The organism is Microbacterium sp. TS-1 (assembly GCF_000509385.1).
In the GTDB taxonomy this organism is placed as follows: Bacteria; Actinomycetota; Actinomycetes; order Actinomycetales; family Microbacteriaceae; genus Microbacterium; species Microbacterium arborescens.
Genome location: NZ_BASQ01000001.1, coordinates 310403 through 333477 on the forward strand (window position 1 = coordinate 310403; position 23075 = coordinate 333477).

Below are 23075 nucleotides of genomic sequence, written 5' to 3' on the forward strand. Positions count from 1 at the left end.
CCTCGATTCCGTGGAGCCGGACCGCCCCCTCGTCGTCGCTACGCCCGAACTCGACCTGTGGCCTTGCACGGCACCTGAATGGTGCCAGGTCGTCGGGGTCTTCGATCTCGAGACGACGGGCGTCGACGTCGCGGCGGATCGCATCGTCACAGCGCACGTGGGCGTCCTCGACGCCGACGGCGCGCCCGTGCGGGCCGACAGCTGGCTGGCCGACCCGGGAATCGACATCCCCGATGGTGCGGCGGCGATCCACGGCATCACGACCGAGCACGCTCGCCGACACGGACGGCCCGCGTCAGACGTGATCACGGAGGTCGTCGCGGCCTTGCGCGGCCTGTTCGACGCCGGCATCCCGGTGGTGGCGTACAACGCGCCGTTCGACTTCTCGATGCTGAAGTACGAGGCCCTGCGCCACGGGATCGATCCGATCCTCTCGCCCTCCCCCGTCATCGACCCGCTCGTCATCGACAAACGGTACGACCGCTACCGCCGCGGGAAGCGCACCCTGTCTGTCGTCGCCGAGCACTACGCCGTCACGCTCACCGGGGCGCACGAGGCTTCCGCAGATGCGATCGCAGCGGGACGCGTCGCGCAGACTCTCGCCGAGCGGTTCGCCGACGGGATGCCGTCGACCGCGGCCGAGCTGCATACCCGCCAGATCGGCTGGGCCCGGGCTCAGGCGCAGAGTCTCACCGAATATTTCGTCAGCATCGGACGGATCGACGCCGACGTCGACGGGTCGTGGCCCATCCGCTGATAGGCAGGCGATCGGAGGCCCGATAGGCGAACGGCTGAGGCCGCCGCGAGGCGGCCCCGACCTGCGAGGCCGCCTCGCGGCGGGTGCGACGAGCCTCAGACCGCGGTCAGCTCCGCCGAGCGCTCGCGGGTGCGGATCGCGCGGTTGACGCATGACACGACGGCCTTGAGGCTCGCCGTCGAGATGTCGCCGTCGATACCGACGCCCCACAGGCGCTGGTCGTCGACCTGCAGCTCGACGTAGGCTGCCGCCTGGGCGTCGCCACCCGAGCTCAGCGTGTGCTCGACGTAGTCGTAGAGCGAGATGTCGAACCCGCGGTCGCGCAACACGGCGAGGAACGCCGCGATCGGGCCGTTGCCCACCCCCGACACTTCGTCGTGCTCGTCGCCGTCGCGAAGCGTCACGTCGAGGCGGACGTCGCCCGACATGTCGCTCTGGGTGCGGGTGCCCAGCAGCTCGAACCGGCCCCACTTGTCGTCGTCGGACGATGCCGGCAGGTACTCGTCGGTGAAGATCGACCAGATCTGCTCGCTCGTGACCTCGCCGCCCTCGGCATCCGTCTTCTCCTGCACGACTCCCGAGAACTCGATCTGCAGCTTCCGCGGCAGATCCAGAGCGTGGTCGGTCTTCAGCAGGTAGGCGACGCCGCCCTTGCCCGACTGCGAGTTCACCCGGATCACGGCCTCGTACGAGCGCCCGAGGTCCTTGGGGTCGACGGGCAGGTAGGGCACCGCCCATTCGATCTCGTCGACCGAGACGCCCTCGGCAGCCGCGCGCGCGGCCATGGCCTCGAACCCCTTCTTGATGGCGTCCTGGTGCGAGCCGCTGAACGCGGTGAAGACGAGGTCTCCGGCCCAGGGACTCCGCTCGGGTACGGGCAGCTGGTTGCAGTACTCGACCGTGCGCTTGATGCCGTCGACGTCGCTGAAGTCGATCTGCGGGTCGATGCCCTGCGTGAACAGGTTGATGCCCAGCGCGACGAGGTCGACGTTGCCGGTGCGCTCCCCGTTTCCGAAGAGGCAGCCCTCGATACGGTCGGCGCCGGCCATGTAGCCGAGCTCCGCCGCGGCGATCGCCGTGCCGCGGTCGTTGTGCGGATGCAGCGACAGCACGACGTTCTCGCGATGCGCGAGGTGACGGCTCATCCACTCGATCGAGTCGGCGTAGACGTTCGGCGTGGCCATCTCGACGGTGGCGGGCAGGTTGATGATGACCTTGCGGTCGGACGTCGGCTCGAAGATCTCGATGACCTGGTTGCAGACGTCGACGGCGAAGTCGAGCTCGGTGCCCGTGTAGCTCTCGGGCGAGTACTCGTAATAGACGGCCGTCTCGGGGATGGTCTGCTCGTACTGGCGGCACAGGCGCGCGCCCTCGAGGGCGATGTCGATGATGCCCTGGCGGTCGGTGCGGAAGACGACCTCGCGCTGCAGGATGCTCGTCGAGTTGTACAGGTGGACGATCGCCTGCTTCGCGCCGGCGATCGCTTCGTACGTGCGCTTGATGAGGTGTTCGCGAGCCTGCGTCAGCACCTGGATCGTCACGTCGTCGGGGATCAGGCCGTCGTCGATCAGCTGGCGCACGAAGTCGAAGTCGGTCTGGCTGGCGCTCGGGAACCCGACCTCGATCTCCTTGTAGCCCATCTTCACGAGCAACTCGAACATCACGCGCTTGCGCTCGGGACTCATCGGGTCGATCAGCGCCTGGTTGCCGTCACGCAGGTCGACGGCACACCAGCGCGGCGCGGTCTCGATGCGCTTCGCGGGCCAGGTGCGGTCGGGCAGATCGACGCGGATCTGCTCGTGGAACGGCCGGTACTTGTGAATCGGCATGCCCGAAGGCTTCTGGTTGTTCTCCATGGTCGTCTCGCTCTTCCTCTTCGGGTGTGGCGGGCCAACACGAAGCTCCGCGACGAGAGAGGCCCTAGAACGAGGACTCGTCGCGGCGACTAAGGAGGAGAAGTCGGCCGAAGCGCATGCGCCCAGGTTACACCCGCTCGCCGCCGGCGCGCACACGGGCGTGCCTCGCCTGAGACGAAGGCGTCGTGCGCGACACTGTGGGGATATGAGAACTGCGCGCGCGGGCTCGTCCGCCCTCCTGATGTGTGCGATCGCCCTGACGGCGGGCTGCGCCTCGACGCCCGCGGCTGGCCCGACCTCGCTCGACCCGGCGCCCCCGAGCAGCGAGGTCGTCGCTCAGGGGACGGTCCTCGACGATGGCGCCGGCGCCGAGCTCTGTCTCGGAGCGGTCGCGGAGTCGGCACCGCCGCAGTGCTCCGGGATCCCGCTCGAGGGGTGGGACTGGGCGTCGGTGACCGACGCGACCACGATGTCTGGCGCGACGTGGGGCGCCTACGCCGTCCAGGGACGTTACGACGGATCGTCGCTCACGGTGACCGCTTCGGCGGTTCCGCTGGCGCTGTACGACCCCATGCCGCTTCCCGATCCGACGGGCGGTGTGCCCGGCGCCGCGGACGACGCGACGCTGCGAGACGTCGAGCAGAGGGTGCACGACACCCTCGGTGACTCCGTGCTCGCCTCCGGGGCGTACGACGGCCGACTCTGGGTCACGGTCATCTGGGACGACGGCACCCTGCAGGACGCCGCCGACGCCGAGTTCGGCGCGGACGTCGTCGTGATCCAGTCGGCGATGCGCGAGATCGGTTAGAACCCGAGACGTCCGAGCTGCTTCGGGTCGCGCTGCCACTCCTTCGCGACGCGGACGCGCAGCGAGAGGAAGACCCGCGTTCCCACGAGGGGTTCGATCTGCGCGCGCGCACGCGCGCCGACATCCGCGAGCCGCGACCCCTTGCGACCGATGATGATCGCCTTCTGGCTGTCGCGTTCGACGACGATGTTGGCGTACACGTCGGTCAGGTCGGAGCCCTCGCGCGGCGCCACATCCTCGATCGTGACGGCGATCGAGTGGGGCAGCTCGTCGCGGACGCCTTCGAGCGCGGCTTCGCGGATGATCTCGGCGATGCGGTCTTCCGTCGACTCATCCGTCACCACGTCGTCGGGGTACAGCGCCGGCCCTTCGGGCATCAGCCCGAGCAGCTCGTCGGCGAGCACGTCGAGCTGGTCCTCGGTGACGGCGGAGAGCGGGATGACCGCGGCCCAGTCCTCGCGGAGGCTGTCGACCTCCATGAGGCGCTCCATGATCTCGTCACGGGAGGCCAGATCGGTCTTGGTCACGATGGCGACCTTCTTGGCGCGCGGGTACCCGTCGAGCGAGGCGGCGATACGGCGGTCGCCGGGCCCGACCTTGTCGACGGCGGGTACGAGGAAGCCGATGACATCGACGTCACCGAGCACCTGCTCGACGAGGTCGTTCAGGCGCTGACCGAGAAGGGTCCGGGGCTTGTGGATACCGGGCGTGTCGACGATGACGAGCTGCCCACCGGGCCGGTTCAGGATGCCGCGGATCGCGCGCCGCGTCGTCTGGGGCTTGTCGCTCGTGATCGCGACCTTCTCCCCCACCAGTGCGTTCGTCAGCGTGGACTTCCCGACGTTGGGGCGTCCGACGAAGGTCACGAACCCCGACCGGGTCTCTGCTGCGGTCATCTGCTGTCGTCTCCTCTTCGTGCCACGCGGACCTCTCCGGTCCGCGGGGGCGTCGTGTCGTCCGTCTCGTCGGCGGGGGCGCGTTCGACGAAGACGGTCGCGAGGCCCCGCCCGCGTCCGCGCGACACGCCGCCGGTGATGGTGATCCCGTCGACGGTCACGGTCGCGCCCGGCATCGGCACCCGCCCGAGCGTCTTTCCCAGCAGCCCGCCGACGGAGTCGACGTCGTCGTCGTCGAGCTCGATGCCGAACAGCTCGCCGACCTCATCCAGGCCCAGGCGCGCGCTCACGCGGTAGCGGCCGGGCTCGAGCTCGACGACCTCGGCTGCGCCACGGTCGTATTCGTCGGCGATCTCACCCACGAGCTCTTCGATGAGGTCCTCGAGGGTGATGAGACCGGCGACGCCGCCGTATTCGTCGACCACGAGGCACACGTGGACGGCATCCCGCTTCATCTGCTGCAGCAGCGATTCGGCCCGCATCGACTCCGGGACGAAGACCGCGGGGCGAGCGACTCTGCCGACGGGAACATCGCGCCACCCGGTGGCCTCGCCGTAGGAGAACTGCACGAGGTCCTTGAGGTAGACGACCCCCACGATGTCATCGCGCTCGTCGTCGGTGACGGGGACCCGCGACACGCCACGCTCGAGGAAGAGCGCGAGCGCTTCGTGGGTCGTCGCCGTCTGCGGCACCGTAACCATGTCGGTGCGAGGCACCATCACGGCACGCACGAGTGTGTCGGTGAAGTCGAATACCGAGTGGATGAGGTCGCGATCATCGGCTTCGATGAGGTCCTGCGACACCGCTTCGTCGACCATGCTCAAGAGCTGTTCCTCCGAGGCGAAAGACGTGCCGCGGGCTACCCCCGGCGTCACGCGATTGCCCACGATCACCAGGAGATGCGCGAGGGGGCCGAGCACGATCCGTGCGCCGCGCACGATCGGGGCGCACGCCATGAGGAGGCCCCGTGCGTGCTGACGGCCGACCGATCGCGGACTCGCACCGACCAGGACGAACGACACTGCCGTCATGAGGAGGGCGGCGACGAGGATCGCCCACCACAGGTTCTCGAGCGCCAGCGTCAGCGCGGCGGTGACGAAGACCGCTGCGGTCGACTCGGCGAGGATGCGGATGAACACGACGGCGTTGGCGTGGGCCGTGGTGTCGTCGGCGATGCGGCGGAGGGCCTGCTGTCGTCGGCTCGACTCGGCCCAGTCAGCGAGGTCCGCCCGTGAGGTGACACCCAGCGCGGCGTCGAGAGCGGCCATCAAGCCCCCGAGCGCGACGAGGAACACCGCGCCGAGGACGAGGAGGAAGACGGTCACGCGCGGCGGCGCTCGCTCGCGTGGAAGGCCGAGATCAGCTCGCGCTGAAGTCCGAACATCTCGCGCTCCTCTTCCGGCTCGGCGTGGTCGAATCCCAGCAGATGCAGCAGTCCGTGCGTCGTCAGGAGGATGAGCTCGTCGAGTGTGGTGTGACGCGCGGCCTGCGCCTGCGCCTCGGCGACCTGCGGGCACAGCACGATGTCGCCGAGGAGTCCCGGCGGGGTGGGTGCGTCCTCGGTCCCCGGGCGCAGCTCGTCCATGGGGAAGCTCAGCACGTCGGTGGGTCCGGGCTCGTCCATCCACTGCACGTGCAGAGACTCCATGGCGCCCTCGTCGACGAGGAGGATGGCGAGGTCGGCGTCCGGGCTGACGTTCAGCTGCGCGAGGTTGTGCTCGGTCAGCCGCAGCAGCACGGTCTCGTCGACGGAGACGCCGGATTCGTTGGTGATCTCGATGGTCATGAGCGTCCTCGTTTCGGGAGTCGGTCGCGCGGACCGGCGGGCCGTGTCGCGGTGCGCCGCTCGGCCCGGTTGGCGAACTCACTCGCCTCGTCGCGCTCACGGCGGGCGGCGAGACGCTGCTCGTCGTACTCGCTGTACGCGTCGACGATGCGGCCGACGAGCGTGTGTCGAACGACGTCGTCGCTCGTGAGGGTCGCGAAGTGGATGTCGTCGATGTTCTTCAGAACACGCGTCACGGTTCGGAGCCCCGATGTTCCCTGAGGAAGGTCCACCTGCGTGATGTCGCCGGTGACGACCATGCGCGTACCGAACCCGAGACGCGTGAGGAACATCTTCATCTGCTCGGGGGTGGTGTTCTGGGCCTCGTCGAGCACCACGAACGAGTCGTTCAGGGTGCGTCCGCGCATGTACGCCAGCGGGGCGACCTCGATCGTGCCCGTGGCCATGAGCTTGGGGACCAGCTCGGGATCGAGCATCTCGTTGAGGGCGTCGTAGAGCGGCCGCAGGTAGGGATCGATCTTGTCGGTGAGGGTGCCGGGAAGGAACCCCAGGCGCTCGCCCGCTTCGACGGCGGGACGCGTCAGGATGATGCGATTGACCTCCTTGCGCTGCAGGGCCTGCACCGCCTTGGCCATCGCGAGGTACGTCTTTCCGGTTCCGGCCGGACCGATGCCGAAGACGATCGTGTTCTCGTCGATCGCGTCGACGTAGGCCTTCTGACCGAGGGTCTTGGGGCGGATGACCTTGCCGCGCGAGGACAGAATCGCCTCGCCCAGCACCTCGGAAGGACGGGGCCCCTCATCGCCGCTCCGGCGCTGGAGGATGCGGCTGGACGTCGTGACATCGCTCGGGTCGAGCCCCTGCCCGGCGCGAGCCATGGCGATCAGCTCGTCGACGAGCGATCGGGCCGCGGCGACGGCATCCGCCGTTCCGGTGAGGGTGATCTCGTTGCCGCGAACCAGGACGTCGACGTCGGGGTGCTCCCGCTCGACGACGCGCAGGAGACGGTCTTGGGGTCCGAGCAGCTGGACCATGGCGACACCGTCGGCGAGGATCGTCGCGACGGCGGGTTCGGAAGCATCAGCCACCGAGGCTCCCTTCGGAGAGGCCACCGGCGAGGACGTGGGCGTGAACGTGGAACACGGTCTGTCCCGCTCCGGGGCCGGTGTTGAAGATCAGTCGGAAGTCGCCGTCGGAGTGTTCGGCGGCGACGGCGTTGGCGAGCCCCACGAGTTCGCTGAGGAGGTCGGGATCGCCTGCGGCGAGCTCGACGACCGTGCGGTAGCGCTCGGTCTTGGGGATCACGAGGAGGTGGACGGGCGCCTGCGGTGCGATGTCGCGGATGGCGAACGCGTTCTCTGTCTCCGCGATGATCTCGGAGGGGATCTCGCCGCGGAGGATGCGCGTGAAGACAGACGGTTCGCTCATGCGTTCAGTCTATCGACGGGGCCCGGCGACGGGACGGACGGCTCGGCGTCACCAGCGCCCGAGGGCGACGTTGACGACGCCGAGCGCGGCGGGACCGGCCGTGGAGGTCCGCAGGACCGTGTCGCCCAAGCGCACCGTGAGTGCACCGGCGGCGACGAGCGCGTCGAGCTCATCGGCTGCGATCCCACCCTCCGGACCGACGACGAGAGACACGTCGCCGTCGCTCAGCTCGACATCGCTCAGTCGCCGCGTCGCCGTCGGCTCGAGCACCAGCACCCGCTCGGAACCGCACCGCGCCGCGATGTCGGAGGTCGACACGGGGGCTGCGACGACGGGCAGCCAGGCGCGATGCGCCTGCTTCGCCGCCTCGCGCGCGATGGTCGCCCATCGCTGCACACCGCGCTCGACCTTCGGCCCGTTCCACCGCGAGACGCTTCGACCAGCCTGCCAGGGGATGATCGCATCGACACCCAGCTCGGTGCAGGCCTGTACCGCGAGCTCGTCGCGATCGCCCTTTGCGAGCGCCTGGATCAGCGTCACACGCCGTGCGGGCGCGGGGTGCTCGACGCGAGAGATCACGTCGATGCGCACCAGCTTGGGGTCGGCCGCCGTGACGCTTCCCTCCAGCCAGGCTCCCGCGCCGTCGCCGACGGTCACCGCCTCACCGACCCGCACGCGTCGCACGCCCGCCGCGTGGTGTGCTTCGGCGCCGGTGAGCTCGACGGACTCGCCCGGCCGTGCGATGAGGGGCGGGTCGACGAGGAAGTGCAGAGCCATGGGGTCAGCTGTTCCGGAAGCGATCGCGGAGCTTGGCGAAGAGACCCTGGTGGAACTCGGCGAGCTGCGGAGCCGGAGACTTCGTACGCTTCTTCAGCTCCTCGATGAGCGCCCGTTCCTTCGCGTCGAGGCGCGTCGGGGTGACGACGTGGACGCCGACACGCAGGTCTCCGCGCGTCGAGCCGCGAAGCGGGGTGATCCCGCGACCCTTGATGGTGAGGACATCGCCGGACTGGACGCCCGGACGCAGCTCGAGATCGACGGGACCGTCGAGCGAATCGATCGTCGTCGTGGCGCCCAGGACGGCGTCGGGCATCGACACCTCGAGCGTGGCGAGCAGGTCGTCGCCCTCGCGGCTGAACACGTCGTGCGGAGCGACCGTGACCTCGAGGTAGAGGTCGCCGTTGGGGCCGCCGGCCGGGCCGACCTCGCCGGATCCGGGAAGCTGCAGGCGCAGTCCCGTCTCGACGCCGGCGGGGATGTCGAGCGAGACGGTCCGGCGAGCCCGGACGCGTCCCTGCCCCTGGCAGGTCGTGCACGGGTACGGGATCGTCGTGCCGTAGCCCTGGCAGACGTTGCAGGGCTGCGACGTCACGACGTTGCCCAGGAGGCTGCGCACGGTGCGCTGCACGTTGCCCGCGCCGTGGCAGACGTCGCAGGTCACCGCCTGCGTTCCGGGCTGACAGCACGAGCCCTGGCACGTGTCGCAGAGCACCGCGGTGTCGACCTCGATGTCGCGATGCACGCCGAACACGACGTCGCCCAGCTCGAGCGTGACCCGGACGAGGGCGTCCTGCCCGCGTTCGCGTCGGGAGCGCGGGCGCCCGGCACGACCACCGCCTCCGGCGCCGCCGCCGAAGAAGGTCTCGAAGATGTCGCTGAATCCGCCGAAGCCCGCGGCTCCGCCGAAGCCCCCGGCGGAGTCGCCGCCCATGTCGTAGCGCTGACGCTGTTCGGGGTCGCTGAGGACGTCGTAAGCGTGTGTGACGAGCTTGAACCGCTCGGACGCATCCTCGCCCGGGTTCACGTCGGGGTGCAGTTCTCGTGCCAGGCGTCGGTACGCCTTCTTGATCTCGTCGGGCGACGCGTCGCGCGCGACGCCCAGGACCTCGTAGTGGTCAGCCACGGATCGCCTTTCCGCCCGGAGGGGCGTGGGTGGGTGGGGGTCAGCGGGACTTCTCGTCTTCGTCGAGGAGCCGGCTGAGGTAATGCGCGACGGCGCGGACCGTCGCGAGGTTCGTCGGGTAGTCCATACGGGTGGGGCCCATGAGCCCGACCCGGGCGCGCGAGCCCGGGACGTCGTAGTCGCTCGTGACGACCGACGCCTCGGACAGCCCGTACGGCTCGTTCTCGCGGCCGATACGGGCTGCGACGCCACGGTCGTCGGCGACCATCTCGCCCATGAGCCGGAGCAGAGTCACCTGCTCCTCGATGGCCTCGAGGAGCGGGTAGATGCTTCCGCGGAAGTCGGCCTCGCGGCGGGCGAGGGTGGCCGTTCCAGCCATCACGAGCCGGTCCTGGCGGAACGTCTCGAGCTCTTCGACGAGGATCCGAGCGATCTCCCGCACCGCGTCGCCGATCGGATCGCCGACCGAGTCACCCTCCGCGAGCGCCGAGACGGCGGTGACCGCATCGCGAACGGCCGCGCCGGTGACGGCCGCGCGCAGCGTCGCCTTGGCCACGGCGAACTGCCCTTCATCGAGCACGGTCCGCACGACTCCCACGCGCTGCGAGACGCGGCCGGTATCGGTCACGACGATGACGACGAGACGTCCGCCGCCGAGGTCGACCAGCTCGAGGTGCGACACCTGGGCGCGGGCGAACGACGGATACTGCACCATCGCGACCTGGCCGGTCAGCTGAGTGAGAGCGCGCACCGTGCGGACGAGAAGGTCGTCGAGGTCGGTCGGGCCGTCGAGGAAGGTCGTGATCGCCGCGCGCTGGGCCGCGCTCAGAGGACGCAGCCCCGCCAGGTGATCGACGAAGACGCGGTATCCCTTGTCGGTCGGGACGCGTCCGGATGACGTGTGGGGCGCTGCGATGAGCTCCTCGTCCTCGAGGAGCGCCATGTCGTTGCGGATCGTCGCGGCCGAGACGCCGAAGGCGTGGCGTTCGACGATCGACTTGCTTCCCACGGGCTCGCGGGTGTCGACATAGTCCTGCACGATCGCCCGCAGCACCTGCAGTCCGCGCTCTGAGACCATGTCCGTCACCTCCTGTTTGGCACTCGATGTCTGCGAGTGCCAATTCTACCGCGTGGGCGACGCAGGGCGTCTCCTCGCGATCACTCCGTGAGCGCGCGCACGACCGCATCGGCCATGAGGCGTCCGCGCCGGGTGAGGACGACGCGACCGCGTACGGCTGCGGCGCCTTCGATGAGACCGTCGGCGATGAGGGAGGCCACGGACGGGCGTGCGTCGGCGTCCAGATCGTCGATCGCGAGTCCGTCGACGATCCGCGAACGCAGGAGCACGGACTCCAGACGACGGGCATCGGCATCGGGGCGCTCGCGTCCGGCCGCGGGTGAATCGCCTGCTGCAAGACGCTGGGCGTATGCGGCCGGGTGCTTGACGTTCCACCATCGCAGGCCCGCGAGGTGGCTGTGGGCGCCCGGTCCGTATCCCCACCAGTCGGTTCCCCGCCAGTAGGCGAGATTGTGGCGCGAGCGCTGGTCGGCCGACCGGGCCCAGTTCGAGACCTCGTACCAGGAGAAGCCGGCGACGGCGAGTCGGTCATCGGCCAGTTCGTACATGTCGGCCTGCAGGTCGTCGTCGGGCGCGGCCACCTCGCCGCGGCGGATCTGCCGCTCGAGACGGGTGCCCTCCTCGATGATCAGCGCGTAGGCGGACACATGGTCGGGCTCGAGCGCTACCGCGGTGTCGACCGAGCGCCGCCAGTCGTCGAGGCTCTCCCCCGGCGCACCGTAGATCAGGTCGACCGAGACGTCGAGTCCGGCTCCCCGCGCGGCGGCGACAGCGGTGGACACGTTCGCGGGGTCATGCGTGCGATCGAGCGCGGCCAGCACGTGCGGTACGGCGGACTGCATGCCGATCGACAGGCGCGTCACACCGGCCGCGGCCAACTCGTCGGCGACCCGCGCGCTCATCGTGTCCGGGTTGGCCTCGACGGTGACCTCCGCCCCGGCGGCGATGCCGAAGGTGTCACGTACTCCCCGCAGCATCCGCGCGAGGTCGCCGGCGGGAAGCAGCGTGGGGGTGCCGCCGCCGAAGAACACCGTCTGCGCCGGACGGCGGGGGCCGCGCTCGTCGATCACGGACGCCGACAGCGCGATCTCGCGCAGCACCTCGTCGGCGTACGCGTCCTGCCGCGCGCCCCGCAGCTCGGTGGCCGTGTAGGTGTTGAAGTCGCAGTATCCGCACCGGACCCGGCAGAAGGGGACGTGCAGGTAGACCCCGAAGGGCACGTCGGGGTCGATGACGAGGTCGTCCGGCAGGGTGCCGCCAGCCGGCACCGGATCACCGATCGGCAGTGCCGCCCCCATCAGGCGCCGGGCGTCGCGTACAGCGGCGAGATCGCGCGGAGATATCCCTGGAAAAGCAGCCGGCGCCGACGGCGGACGAGCCCCTTCAGCATGCGGTAGGCCAAGGCGGTCGGGCGGTCGAACGCTCGCACGACGAACCAGACCTCGTCGTTGTCGCGCCACTCCAGGAGGAACGACTCCTCGCCGCTGACGACGGAACCGCCGACGGTTCCGAGGGCGAACGCCACCCGGCGCGGCTCTTCGTCGACGAAGATCACGCGCAGTTCGGCATCCGCGCTCTGGCCCGCGACCCGGCCGTGGACCTGGAGCGTGGTTCCGGCTCCGACGTACGGGGTGCCGTCCGCGGCGAAGCGCTGCTCGTGCTCCATGCTGCTGGGAGCGACGGCGTTGCCCTGATCGTCGAATGCAACGCCGGTGTACATCGGTCCCGAGGCGGGCCGCACGTCGGCCACGCGCAGACCCGCCCCGCGGAGCGCGGCCCACGACATGAGAAGGTCGGCGGCGGTGTCGAAGCGTGCCTGCCCGCTGCCGATCCGCCAGGCGTCTTCGGCCGGGATGCTGTGCTCCGGCGGATACGCCATGAGGTCGTGGGCGCGCGTGGCACCGACCGCCGCGTAGTCGACGGTCTCGTCTCGGAAGGTCCCGCGTCGCTGATGCATGGGTCTCCTCGTTGCTCCCGGAAGGGCTACTTCTTGTCCTTGCCCTCGACGTCACCCGACAGAGCGGCGATGAAGGCCTCCTGCGGAACCTCGACGCGACCGACCATCTTCATGCGCTTCTTGCCCTCTTTCTGCTTCTCGAGGAGCTTGCGCTTACGCGTGATGTCACCGCCGTAGCACTTGGCGAGGACGTCCTTGCGGATCGCCCGGATGTTCTCGCGGGCGATGATGCGCGCGCCGATGGCGGCCTGGATCGGCACTTCGAACTGCTGGCGCGGGATGAGTTTGCGCAGGCGCTCGGTCATCATCGTGCCGTAGGCGTAGGCCTTCTCGCGGTGCACGATCGAGCTGAACGCATCGACCTTCTCGCCCTGGAGGAGGATGTCGACCTTCACCAGGTCGGCGGTCTGCGATCCGGCGGGCTCGTAGTCGAGGCTCGCGTAGCCCTGCGTGCGCGACTTGAGGTGGTCGAAGAAGTCGAAGACGATCTCGCCCAGCGGCATGTTGTAGCGCAGCTCGACGCGGTCCTCGCTCAGGTAGTCCATGCCGAGGAGCGTGCCGCGACGCGACTGGCAGAGCTCCATGACCGTGCCCACGTAGTCCTTCGGGGCGAGGATGCCGACCTTCACGACCGGCTCGGACACCTCGGCGACGCGGCCGTCGGGGTATTCGCTCGGGTTGGTCACCACGACGGTCTCACCCGTGTCGGTCGCGACCTCGTAGGTCACCGACGGTGCCGTCGTGATGAGGTCGAGACCGAACTCGCGCGACAGGCGCTCGGTGATGATCTCGAGGTGAAGCAGCCCGAGGAAGCCGCAGCGGAATCCGAAACCGAGCGCGACCGAGGTCTCCGGCTCGTACTGGAGCGACGCGTCCGACAGCTTGAGCTTGTCGAGGGCCTCGCGGAGGTCGCCGTAGTCGCTGCCGTCGATCGGGTAGATGCCCGAGAACACCATCGGCTTGGGGTCGGTGTATCCGGGGAGCGCCTCGGATGCCGGCTTCCGGTGGTTGGTGATGGTGTCGCCGACCTTGGACTGGCGGACGTCCTTCACGCCGGTGATCAGGTAGCCGACCTCCCCGACGCCGAGCCCCTTCGTCGGGATCGGCTCGGGGCTCGACACGCCGATCTCGAGCAGCTCGTGCGTCGCGCGCGTGGACATCATCTGGATGCGCTCGCGCGGTTCGAGCTTGCCGTCGACCATGCGGACGTAGGTGACGACGCCGCGGTAGGCGTCGTAGACCGAGTCGAAGATCATCGCGCGCGCCGGCGCCTCGGGGTCGCCGACGGGTGCGGGGATGCGGTCGACGATGCGATCCAGCAGATCCTCGACGCCCATCCCGGTCTTGCCGCTGACGCGGAGCACGTCTTCGGGGTCGCCGCCGATCAGGTTCGCGAGCTCGGCCGCGTACTTCTCGGGGTCCGCCGCCGGCAGGTCGATCTTGTTGAGGACGGGGATGATCTGCAGGTCGTTCTCGAGGGCGAGATAGAGGTTGGCGAGGGTCTGCGCCTCGATGCCCTGTGCGGCGTCGACGAGCAGGATGGCTCCTTCGCACGCGGCGAGAGAGCGGCTGACCTCGTAGGTGAAGTCGACGTGCCCGGGCGTGTCGATCATGTTCAGCGCGAACGTGCCGGAGTCTTTCGACCACGGCATCCGCACCGCCTGGCTCTTGATCGTGATGCCGCGCTCGCGCTCGATGTCCATGCGGTCGAGGTACTGGGCGCGCATGTCGCGGTCGGCGACGACGCCGGTGATCTGCAGCATCCGGTCGGCCAGCGTCGACTTGCCGTGGTCGATGTGGGCGATGATGCAGAAGTTGCGGATGAGCTCGGGCGGCGTTGCGGCAGGCGCGAGCGGCTGGAGTGCGCGCGGAGACATGTCCCGGGAAGTCTACCCGGGGCGGCGCGAGGGCACTGCCGCCGACCCACGCGCGCGGGAGAATACGAGGTCGAAGCTCGGACACGCCAGCACTCGGTCCGGTGATAAACAATTAACCATTCCGCTACTTGCCGAACACATCGGTGACGTCGAATGCTCATTGCGGCGGCCGGTGGTTGCGCGATATCCCCCGCGCCCGGTCCGCCCCGGGAGAGCACCGTGATCACAGCAGCCCCTGTCGCGCCCGCGCGACGACCCTGGCACAGATGGGTGGCCTCCAGCGCCGCCCTCGCGATTGTGACGGGAGGTGTGGGGTGGGCAGCGATGCCCGCGAGTGCCGCGGTCAGCGCCGGCGCGCCCGTCGTGATCAACGAGGTCTACGGCGGTGGTGGCAACAACGGCGCACCGCTGAACCGCGACTTCATCGAACTGCGCAACACCTCGGATGCCGCCGTCTCGCTCGACGGCTGGAGCGTCCAGTACGCGTCGAGCACGGGCTCCAACTGGCAGGTGACCACTCTGGCGGGAGCCACCATCGAGCCCGGCGGGCACCTGCTGATCGGCCAGGCCGTCGGAGGCGACGCGGGGCTGACGGGCTTCACGGCCGACATCGAGGGATCCATCCCGATGAGCGGCACGCAGGGCAAGGTCGCGCTCGTGAACTCGACAGCCGCGCTCAGCGGCGGATCGGGCCTCGCGCAGAACGACACGGTCGTCGACTACGTCGGGTGGGGCAACGCCACTGATTTCGCCGGTTCCGGCGCGGCACCGGCGACGACCAACGCGACGAGCATCGCCCGTGACGACGTCGCCGGAAACACCGCCGACAACCGGACCGACTTCGCTGCCGGAGCGCCGACGCCCCAGGGCAAGGCCGGCACGACCCCCGAGCAGCCTGAAGAGCCCGCCGTGGTCTCGATCGGCGAGATCCAGGGCCCTGGCGACACCACCCCGCTCGCGGGCGCCACCGTGACGACTGAGGGTGTCGTCACCGCCCACTACGCCACGGGGGGCTACAACGGCTACGTCATTCAAACCGCCGGCAGCGGCGGAGCCTACGACCCGGAGCGTGCCTCCTCCGACGCCGTCTTCGTATACACGCGCACGGCCCAGGTGGCTGACGAGGTCGCACTCGGCGACAACGTGCGGGTCACGGGTGTGGCGGGCGAGTTCAACGGGCTCACGCAACTCGCTGTCTCTCCCGGCTCCGCGGAGCGGCTCGATACGGAGGCCGTGGCTCCCGTGCCGGTGACTCTCGCGGAATGGCCGCGTGCCGTCGCTGCGCGCGAGGCGCTCGAGTCGATGCTCGTCGAGGTCGACGAGCCGTTCACCATCAGCAACACCTACACCACCGGCCAGTACGGCGAGGTGGGTCTGGCGACCGGCGGCTCGCCGCTGCGCCAGCCGACGGATGCCGCCCGCCCGGGATCGGCCGAGGCCGCGGCGGTCGCGGCCGACAACCTCGCGCGTGGAGTCGTGCTCGACGACGGTGGCTCCATCAATTTCGCGGAGCGCAACCGCGACACCGGCCGACTGCTGAACGGCGACCTGATCCCCGCGTACCTGTCGCTCGATGAGCCGCCCGTGGTGGGTGGCAGCGCGACCCTGAGCGGCGCATATGTCCTGGATTACCGCAACAACACCTGGAAGCTCAACCCGACGCAGTTCCGCGTCGGCGACGCCACGGGCGCAGGCGACCAGGTCCTGTTCTCCATCGATCGCCCTGCTGCTCCGGCAGCGGTCGGCGGCGATCTCAGCGTGGCATCGTTCAACGTTCTGAACTACTTCACGACGCTGGGGGTCGACGACAGCGACTGCGCCGCCTACACGGATCGCACCGGTGAGGGCGTGAACGTGCAGGGCGGCTGCGATCAGCGCGGAGCATGGGACGCCGATGACCTCGAGCGTCAGCAGGCGAAGATCGTCGCCGCGATCAACGCCCTGGACGCCTCTGTGGTGGGTCTGATGGAGATCGAGGACTCCGCCGCGCTCGGCGAGACCGCCGATGAAGCGACGGCTTCGCTGGTCGCGGCGTTGAACGCGGCGTCGGAGCCGGGCAAATGGGCCTATGTTCCCTCGTCGACCGAGCTGCCCGCGGCATCCCTCCGGGACGTCATCACCAACGCGATCATCTACCAGCCTGCGCTCGTCGAGCGCGTCGGCGATGCTCGCGCTCTGGGCACGCTATCGGCCGACGGACAGGCCTTCGGAAACGCTCGCGAGCCGATCGCACAGACCTTCGTTCCGGTGAACGGCGGCGAGGCTTTCCTTTTCGTCGTCAACCACTTCAAGTCGAAGGGATCGGCTGGGCCGTGGCCGGGTGATGAGGAGGACCCGAACGGTCAGGGCCGGTCGAACGAGTCGCGAGTGCGCCAGGCGACGGCGCTGGCCGAGTGGGTGCCGAGCATCCAGGGTGACACTGACGCCGTGTTCCTCGTCGGTGACTTCAATTCCTACACCTACGAAGACCCCATCGAGGTGCTGCGCGGCGCCGGCTATGAGTCGGCCGAAGTTGCCCTCGGCATCGAGAAGTCGAGTTACTCGTTCTCGGGGCTCGCCGGCTCGCTCGATCACATCCTGATGAACGGTGCCGCGCGCGAGCGCGCGACCGGCGGCGACATCTGGAACATCAACTCCGGTGAGCCGCTCTCGTTCGAGTACAGCCGCTACAACAACCATGGCGCCCTGTTCTACGACGACGGCCCCTACCGCTCTTCCGACCACGATCCGGTGAAGGTCGGGCTCTCGGCGGAGGCGTCGGCTCCGGCCGAGCCGATCGATCTGACGCTGCTCGGAATCAACGACTTCCACGGGCGCATCACCGGCGTCACGCCGGCCAAGCCCGCCGAGGGCACGGTGGAGGCCCAGCCCGAGGTTCCGGGAACCGTCGGTTTCGCCGGAACGATCGAGGAACTGCGTGCCGCCGCACCCGACGCTGTGCTGCTGTCGGCCGGCGACAACATCGGGGCTTCCCTCCCGGCGTCCTCCCTGGCGCAGGACGAGCCGACGATCGACGTCCTGAACGCTCTCGATCTGCGGGCGAGCGCCGTGGGCAACCACGAGTTCGATCGCGGCTTCGCCGACCTGCGCGACCGCGTCATCCCGCGCGCCGACTTCTCGCACCTCGGGGCGAACGTCTACGCCGCCGGCACGACCGACCCGCAGTTCGACGAGTACGAGCTCGTCGAGTCGCAGGGCCTCACGATCGGCGTCATCGGCGTCGTGACGGAGGAGACCGCGTCGCTGGTGAGCGGCGCGGGCATCGCCGGTCTCGACTTCGGCGACCCTGTCGAAGCGGTCAACCGCGTCGCAGCCGACCTCACCGACGGCTCCGGCGACCAGGCCGACGTCATCGTCGCGCTCTATCACGAGGGCGCGGCCGACAGCGCCTCGGACGCCAGCCTCGATGAGGCCGTCGCCGACAGTGCGGTGTTCGCCCGCATCGTCAACGAGACCTCCCCCGAGGTGGACGCGATCTACACCGGTCACACGCACAAGCTCTACGCGTGGTCGGCGCCGATCCCGGGAACGGACCGGACTCGTCCGATCGTCCAGACCGGCTCGTACGGCGAGTTCGTCGGCAAGGTCGTCCTTTCTGTCGATCCCACGAGCGGCCAGGTCCTCTCGCACACGCAGGAGAACGTCGGACAGACCGAGACCCCCGCCGCCGACCTGATCGCGACGTACCCGCGCGTGGCCGAGGTCGACGAGATCGTCCGGCAGGCGCTCGCGGACTTCGCTGAGATCGGCAACACGCCGGTCGCGACGATCTCCGCCGACATCACCAGCGCGTACTCGGGCGGGTCGTACGCCGACGGCGCCTACGCCGGCGGCAAGCGCGACGATCGAGCGTCGGAGTCCTCGCTCGGAAACCTCGTCGCGGAGTCGATCCGATCGAACCTCGCCAACCTGCCGAACGGCGCGCAGATCGGCGTGACCAACTCGGGCGGTCTCCGGGCCGACCTGTTCGACACGCAGGCCGAATTCGGCGCCAACGCGGTCGCGGGCGTGTCGGACGGCACGATCACCTGGGGGCAGGCGTACGCCGTGCTGCCGTTCAACAACACGATGGCCCTCGTGACCCTGACGGGAGCCGACTTCGTGCGCGTTCTCGAGCAGCAGTGGCAGCGCGACAAGGACGGCAACGTGCCGTCGCGTCCCTACCTGCAGCTGGGCCTGTCCGACAACGTGACCTACACGTTCGACGACACCCGCCCGGAGGGCAGCCGGATCACCTCGGTCACGGTCGACGGGCAGCCGCTCGACCTCGACGCCGAGTACCGCATCGGCACGCTCTCGTTCCTCGCGTCCGGCTCGGGAGACAACTTCCGCGCCTTCGCCGCGGGCACCGACTACGTCGACACCGGGTTCCTCGACCACGAGGCCTGGATCGAGTACCTCGGCGCGAAGCAGCCCGTCGCGCCCTCGTTCACGAAGCACGCCGTGCGTGTCCAGGGCGTCCCCGAGACCGCGGCCGCGGGCTCGACACTCGAGCTGACCGTGTCGAACCTCGACATGACGAGCCTCGGTGCACCCCAGAACGGCGCGGTGGATGTGTCTCTCGGCGGCGAGGTCATCGCGACCGCACCGGTCGCGGGAGGAAGCGCGGTCGTGTCGGTGCCGCTTCCGGCCGACCTCCCGGACGGCGTCGCCGAGCTCGTCCTGACGACGGATGCCACGGAGACGACGGTCATGATCCCGGTCCGGATCGGCGAGCCGGGCACCGAGCCGGGTACCGACCCGGGCGCGGCGGCGTGGGCGCAGGTCGAGCTCTCCACGACCCGGGTGGAGCAGGGCGGGTTCATCGATGTGCGGGTCTCGGGCCTCGAGCCCGGCCAGCGGATCGGCGCGACCCTGTTCAGCGAGCCGATCGAGGTACGCGGCATCCCGGCCGCCGACAGCTCCGGTGTGACGTCCTTCCGGGTGTCCATTCCCGGGGACTTCGCGGTGGGAGCGCACACGCTGCGGATCTCCACGGCCGGCGAGGAGCCGCTGGAGTTCGCGATCACCGTCGTGCGCTCCGGGCAGCTCGCGGTGACCGGCGCGGAGACGCCGCTGGGCGTTCTGCTCGCAGGAGCGATGCTCCTCGTCGCGGGCGGCGTCACCGCGGTGACACGGCGACGGGGTGCCGCCTCGGAGCGATGAGTTCGCGGGCACGCTGATACGACGTGAGGGCGGCCGGGCTCACCGGTCGCCCTCACTCGTTCATGTGCGCGCCGAGCTGCTCCAGCGGCGCACGAGTCGGGTCCGTAGGGTGGGAGCATGACCGCGCAGGTGGTGCTCGTGCACGGGATCCGGACCTCGGCCACGATGTGGCGCGCTCAGGTGGCCCATCTTCAGGATCGCGGCATCCCCGTCACCGCGCTCGACCTGCCCGGCCACGGCACGCGCATGGCCGAGACCTTCACCCTCGACGGCGCGTTCGCGACGATCGACGATGCGGTTCGGGATGCCGCCGAGCGCGGCCCCGTCCTGCTGGTGGGCCACTCGATGGGTGGGCTGCTGAGCACCGCTTACGTCGGCCGTGAGGAACGTCCCCCGGTGTCCGCGTTCATCGCCGCATCCTGCACCGCGATCCCCCGTGGATTCGGCCTCGCGGTATATCGAGCGCTCGCCCTCGGGTTCGATCGCTTGCCCGGCCGCGGCCAGCGGATCACCGACTGGGTTCTCGACCGCACGCTTCCCGTCGAGACCCGGCCGGACTTCGGCGCCGGCGGATACGCATACGACGCTCAGGACGTCGCGCTGGCGAGCCTGTCGGTGCTCGACCTGCTCGCGGCGATCCGACGAATCGATGTGCCGACCTGGTTCGTCAACGGCCAGTACGACCAGTTGCGCGTCAATGAACGGCTGTTCGCGAAGCTGGCGCCCGAGGCGGAGTTGATCGTCGTCCCTCGCACCAGTCACCTCGTCACGGCCATGCGTCCGCGCGTGTTCAACGCGGTCATCGATCTCGCCCTCGCGACCCTCGCGAATACCGGCTCTCGCGACGCGACCTGATAGACTCTCAAGTCGGCTTGCCGTGTGGGTTCCTCCCTCACACGACCGCCGTGCGGCATCCCTCTACTGTCGCCCGGCACATCCACCGAAAACTCCGAACGAAAGATACGTCGAACGTGGCGAACATCAAGTCGCAGATCAAGCGCAACAAGACCAACGAGAAGGCGCGCGAGCGCAACAAGGCCGTCAAGAGCGCGCTGAAGACCGAGGTGCGTCGCACCCGCGAGGCCATCGCCGCCGGCGACAAGGCTGCTGCCGAGAAGGCGCTGGCCAAGGCTTCGAAGAAGCTTGACAAGGCCGTGAGCAAGGGCGTCATCCACGAGAACCAGGCTGCGAACCGCAAGTCGGCTATCGCGAAGCAGGTCGCCGCTCTCTGAGCCGCCGCTGTTGAAGGCCCGTCCCCGTGTGGGGCGGGCCTTTCGCTTTGTCGCTGAGCGGTCAGGACCCGTAGGGTGACCGTGTCGCGATGACGGTGACGAGCCGCTCGACGGCGAAGACGGGGTCGCGCGAGGCACCCTTGACCTCGGCATCCGCGCGGGCGGCCGCCTGGATCGCGGTCGCGAGGGCCGACTCGGTCCATCCGACGAGGTCGCGCTTGGCTCGGTCGACCTGCCAGTCCTTCATGCCGAGCCGGGCAGCGAGCGCGGCAGACGGCTCGCGCGTGCCGACGACGCGCGCCATGGTGCGCAGCTTCGAGGCGATCGCGGCGACGAGCGGCACGGGATCGGCCCCGCTGGCCAGAGCGTGCCGCAGCGTGATGAGCGCCTCGCCGTAGCGACCGGCGATCGCGGTATCCGCGACGGCGAAGGCTGTTATCTCGACCCGGCCCCCGTAGTACCTCTCGACGACCTGGTCGCCGATGTCACCGGGCACGTCCGAGATGAGCTGCTGACAGGCGGCCGCGAGCTCGGTCAGGTCGTCGGCGAAAGCGGAGACGAGGCTCCGGAGCGCCGACGGAGCGATCCGCTTGCCCGCAGCCTTGAACTCCCCCGCCGCGAAGTCGAAACGGTCGGAGTCGCGCTTGATCGCGGGAACTGAGATCTCGACCCCGCCCCCGATGCCCGAACGGATGGCCTCGAGCAGCTTCTTGCCCCGGACACTCGCACCCGTGTGCCGCAGGACGATCGTGGCGCCCTCCTGCGGATTCTCGAGATACGCGAGCGCCTCCGTGAGGAAGGCATCGGAGCACTTCTCGACGCCCGCCACTCGCACGAGCCGAGGTTCGCCGAAGAGCGAGGGTGACGCCATCCCGAGAAGGGCGCCTGCGGCGTAGTCGTCGGCGCGGATGTCGGAGACCTCGAGGCTCGGGTCCTCGGTCTTCAGATAGTCGCGGAGTCCGGCGATGGCGCGCTCCGCGCACACCTCTTCGGGGCCTGCCACGAGCACGATCGGCGCCGGTTCCGGCGCGCGCCACGACAGCTGCCGGATGGCCGATTTCGCGGCACCGCGGGCGGCAGGACGTCGGGGACTCGGCGGCATGCTCCCAGCCTAATCGGGACCACCGACCCCGAATAGTGGTCGCTACAGGCGGACGACGAGCTTTCGGGCGGAGACGCCTGCGTGAAGCAGATTCAGCGCGTGTTGAATGCTCTCCAGGCCTTCCCCAACGATTTCGGCCGCCGGGGCGCAGACATGCCGGCCCTCGGCGAGCGCCCCGGGCAGATACTGCTCCCACAGCATGGGTCCGACGCTGCTGGTCATGAGAGAGCTCCCCCACACGAACCTGGCGTTGATGCCGTGGCGGCGAGCCCGAGCCTGCGTCGCGAGCTGGGACAGCCCGATCGTCGTCATCGTCCGCAGGAACGCGATGCTCGGGCCACCGCGGCGGGGAAGCGTCGTGAAGGCGACCGGCGGGCTCAGGAGAGCGACGCGACGGGTACCGGCCGTGGCTGCGATCCTCACCGCGGCATCGCCCGAGCCCGCCCCGATCGCGACCACGCCGGCGAGGGGGCGGCCTCCGACGCCGGAGACGATGGCTGCGACGGCTCCGGGCTCGCGATAGTCCACGACGAGCTCCGCGCCGAGCTCGCGCATTCGGGACTCGTTATGCGGTGAGGCGGTGGTGATGACGCGATAGCCCGCCGCGACCGCCAGCTGGATCGCGTTGCTCCCCACGCTCGTCGAGCCGCCCCACACGACCAGGGTCTCCCGCGTCGGTGCTGCGTCAGCGGTCGGGGTGCGGAGTGCGAGCTGATCGTCCTGGAAGAGTGCCGTGGCCGCCGTCGAGACGGCGAGCGGCAGCACCGCGGCCTGCTCGAACGAAAGACCGTCGGGCAACGGCGTCGCGAGATCTTCTCGCACGACGACGTAGAGCTGGAACGCGCCCTCCGCCTCATGGCGTCGGCCGCGCTCCATCCCGACCGCGTAGGCGGCGACGCGGTCGCCCACCGCGAAGCGCGTCACGCCCTCCCCCACGGCGGCTACCTCGCCCGCGACATCCTCTCCGAGCACCGCGGGATAGCCCAGCCAGCGGTACATCAGATCGCCGGTCCATTGCTTGACGTCATCGAGCGGGTTCACCGCGACCGCCCGGCCGCGGATGAGGATCTCGCCCGGGCCCGGCTCGTGCAGCGCGGCGGGCCCGACGACGAGATCGGCTCGCGGAGACGGGAGCCAAGCGGCGGCGTTCGATGACATGGGGCGGGCTCCGTTCCGAGAGGTGATGACATTGGGTGTCATCAATGCGTCCGCTAATGATGACACACAATGTCATCGGGTAGGCTCGCCCC

The 23075-nt window shown here is 69.5% G+C and carries 19 protein-coding genes; 5 read left to right on the plus strand and 14 right to left on the minus strand.

The window, feature by feature from the left end; translation table 11 throughout:
• Positions 1-55: 55 nt before the first annotated feature.
• A complete protein-coding gene (locus MTS1_RS01360; protein ID WP_036304865.1) occupies positions 56-757 on the plus strand; it encodes a 3'-5' exonuclease in 702 nt (233 codons plus the stop codon).
• A 95-nt stretch (positions 758-852) separates the two neighbouring features.
• Here the strand turns inward: MTS1_RS01360 and leuA are convergent, their stop codons facing one another.
• Entirely contained in the window at positions 853-2613 is a 1761-nt protein-coding gene (gene leuA / locus MTS1_RS01365; RefSeq protein WP_023950729.1) for a 2-isopropylmalate synthase, read from the minus strand.
• Between the two features lie 205 nt (positions 2614-2818).
• On the opposite strand from leuA, the gene MTS1_RS01370 reads away from it, so the two are divergent.
• Positions 2819-3421, plus strand: coding sequence for a hypothetical protein (locus MTS1_RS01370; RefSeq protein WP_036304579.1), 603 nt, complete (start codon positions 2819-2821; stop codon positions 3419-3421).
• On the opposite strand, the gene era is transcribed toward MTS1_RS01370, so the two are convergent.
• The 11 genes from era to lepA all read right to left on the minus strand — a co-directional run bounded on the left by era (position 3418) and on the right by lepA (position 14346).
• On the minus strand, positions 3418-4317 hold the full coding sequence (gene era / locus MTS1_RS01375; protein ID WP_023950732.1) for a GTPase Era: 900 nt from the start codon (positions 4315-4317) through the stop codon (positions 3418-3420). The genes MTS1_RS01370 and era overlap by 4 nt on opposite strands.
• Positions 4314-5642 carry a hemolysin family protein gene (locus tag MTS1_RS01380; protein WP_023950733.1) on the minus strand — a complete coding sequence of 443 codons (1329 nt, stop codon included), beginning with the start codon at positions 5640-5642 and terminating at the stop codon, positions 4314-4316. Before MTS1_RS01380 ends, era begins: the two co-directional genes overlap by 4 nt.
• Positions 5639-6103, minus strand: a complete 465-nt coding sequence (gene ybeY, locus MTS1_RS01385) for an rRNA maturation RNase YbeY (RefSeq protein WP_023950734.1) — start codon at positions 6101-6103, stop codon at positions 5639-5641. Before ybeY ends, MTS1_RS01380 begins: the two co-directional genes overlap by 4 nt.
• Positions 6100-7137, minus strand: coding sequence for a PhoH family protein (locus MTS1_RS01390; protein WP_233494928.1), 1038 nt, complete (start codon positions 7135-7137; stop codon positions 6100-6102). The genes ybeY and MTS1_RS01390 overlap by 4 nt, the downstream gene beginning before the upstream one ends.
• Before the next feature lie 46 nt (positions 7138-7183).
• Positions 7184-7531, minus strand: coding sequence for an HIT domain-containing protein (locus tag MTS1_RS01395; RefSeq protein WP_023950736.1), 348 nt, complete (start codon positions 7529-7531; stop codon positions 7184-7186).
• Between the two features lie 48 nt (positions 7532-7579).
• Complete coding sequence (locus MTS1_RS01400; RefSeq protein ID WP_023950738.1) at positions 7580-8308, minus strand: 16S rRNA (uracil(1498)-N(3))-methyltransferase; 729 nt, start codon at positions 8306-8308, stop codon at positions 7580-7582.
• Positions 8309-8312: 4 nt separating this feature from the next.
• Positions 8313-9434: a molecular chaperone DnaJ gene (gene dnaJ / locus MTS1_RS01405; RefSeq protein WP_023950740.1), complete on the minus strand. Its 1122-nt coding sequence runs from the start codon at positions 9432-9434 to the stop codon at positions 8313-8315.
• Between the two features lie 40 nt (positions 9435-9474).
• Positions 9475-10512 carry a heat-inducible transcriptional repressor HrcA gene (gene hrcA / locus MTS1_RS01410; RefSeq protein WP_023950742.1) on the minus strand — a complete coding sequence of 346 codons (1038 nt, stop codon included), beginning with the start codon at positions 10510-10512 and terminating at the stop codon, positions 9475-9477.
• Between the two features lie 80 nt (positions 10513-10592).
• Positions 10593-11810 (minus strand): radical SAM family heme chaperone HemW, encoded by a 1218-nt coding sequence (hemW, locus tag MTS1_RS01415; protein WP_023950744.1) that lies wholly within the window; start codon positions 11808-11810, stop codon positions 10593-10595.
• Positions 11810-12469, minus strand: coding sequence for a DUF1990 family protein (locus MTS1_RS01420; RefSeq protein WP_023950746.1), 660 nt, complete (start codon positions 12467-12469; stop codon positions 11810-11812). Before MTS1_RS01420 ends, hemW begins: the two co-directional genes overlap by 1 nt.
• Before the next feature lie 26 nt (positions 12470-12495).
• Positions 12496-14346 carry a translation elongation factor 4 gene (gene lepA, locus MTS1_RS01425; protein WP_023950748.1) on the minus strand — a complete coding sequence of 617 codons (1851 nt, stop codon included), beginning with the start codon at positions 14344-14346 and terminating at the stop codon, positions 12496-12498.
• A gap of 324 nt (positions 14347-14670) precedes the next feature.
• Here lepA and MTS1_RS01430 point away from each other — a divergent pair, with 324 nt between their 5' ends.
• The 3 genes from MTS1_RS01430 (at position 14671) to rpsT (ending at position 20723) form a co-directional block, all read left to right on the plus strand.
• The gene (locus tag MTS1_RS01430) at positions 14671-19491 is read left to right on the plus strand and encodes an ExeM/NucH family extracellular endonuclease (RefSeq protein ID WP_023950750.1); all 4821 of its coding nucleotides are present in this window, start codon (positions 14671-14673) and stop codon (positions 19489-19491) included.
• Positions 19492-19608: 117 nt separating this feature from the next.
• The gene (locus MTS1_RS01435; RefSeq protein WP_023950752.1) at positions 19609-20346 is read left to right on the plus strand and encodes an alpha/beta fold hydrolase; all 738 of its coding nucleotides are present in this window, start codon (positions 19609-19611) and stop codon (positions 20344-20346) included.
• A gap of 116 nt (positions 20347-20462) precedes the next feature.
• The gene (gene rpsT / locus MTS1_RS01440) at positions 20463-20723 is read left to right on the plus strand and encodes a 30S ribosomal protein S20 (protein WP_023950754.1); all 261 of its coding nucleotides are present in this window, start codon (positions 20463-20465) and stop codon (positions 20721-20723) included.
• Positions 20724-20784: 61 nt separating this feature from the next.
• On the opposite strand, the gene holA is transcribed toward rpsT, so the two are convergent.
• Entirely contained in the window at positions 20785-21825 is a 1041-nt protein-coding gene (holA, locus tag MTS1_RS01445) for a DNA polymerase III subunit delta (protein WP_023950755.1), read from the minus strand.
• A gap of 42 nt (positions 21826-21867) precedes the next feature.
• Entirely contained in the window at positions 21868-22983 is a 1116-nt protein-coding gene (locus tag MTS1_RS01450) for a zinc-binding alcohol dehydrogenase family protein (RefSeq protein ID WP_023950756.1), read from the minus strand.
• Positions 22984-23075: the final 92 nt, after the last annotated feature.

Coding starts and splice junctions, on each gene's coding strand:
- ybeY (WP_023950734.1), bottom strand. CDS start 6,103: ATGACCATCGAGATCACCAACGAATCCGGCGTCTCCGTCGACGAGACC.
- leuA (WP_023950729.1), bottom strand. CDS start 2,613: ATGGAGAACAACCAGAAGCCTTCGGGCATGCCGATTCACAAGTACCGG.
- MTS1_RS01395 (WP_023950736.1), bottom strand. CDS start 7,531: ATGAGCGAACCGTCTGTCTTCACGCGCATCCTCCGCGGCGAGATCCCC.
- holA (WP_023950755.1), bottom strand. CDS start 21,825: ATGCCGCCGAGTCCCCGACGTCCTGCCGCCCGCGGTGCCGCGAAATCG.
- lepA (WP_023950748.1), bottom strand. CDS start 14,346: ATGTCTCCGCGCGCACTCCAGCCGCTCGCGCCTGCCGCAACGCCGCCC.
- MTS1_RS01430 (WP_023950750.1), top strand. CDS start 14,671: ATGCCCGCGAGTGCCGCGGTCAGCGCCGGCGCGCCCGTCGTGATCAAC.
- hemW (WP_023950744.1), bottom strand. CDS start 11,810: ATGGGGGCGGCACTGCCGATCGGTGATCCGGTGCCGGCTGGCGGCACC.
- MTS1_RS01370 (WP_036304579.1), top strand. CDS start 2,819: ATGAGAACTGCGCGCGCGGGCTCGTCCGCCCTCCTGATGTGTGCGATC.
- MTS1_RS01450 (WP_023950756.1), bottom strand. CDS start 22,983: ATGTCATCGAACGCCGCCGCTTGGCTCCCGTCTCCGCGAGCCGATCTC.
- MTS1_RS01420 (WP_023950746.1), bottom strand. CDS start 12,469: ATGCATCAGCGACGCGGGACCTTCCGAGACGAGACCGTCGACTACGCG.
- MTS1_RS01435 (WP_023950752.1), top strand. CDS start 19,609: ATGACCGCGCAGGTGGTGCTCGTGCACGGGATCCGGACCTCGGCCACG.
- MTS1_RS01390 (WP_233494928.1), bottom strand. CDS start 7,137: ATGGTCCAGCTGCTCGGACCCCAAGACCGTCTCCTGCGCGTCGTCGAG.
- era (WP_023950732.1), bottom strand. CDS start 4,317: ATGACCGCAGCAGAGACCCGGTCGGGGTTCGTGACCTTCGTCGGACGC.
- hrcA (WP_023950742.1), bottom strand. CDS start 10,512: ATGGTCTCAGAGCGCGGACTGCAGGTGCTGCGGGCGATCGTGCAGGAC.
- MTS1_RS01400 (WP_023950738.1), bottom strand. CDS start 8,308: ATGGCTCTGCACTTCCTCGTCGACCCGCCCCTCATCGCACGGCCGGGC.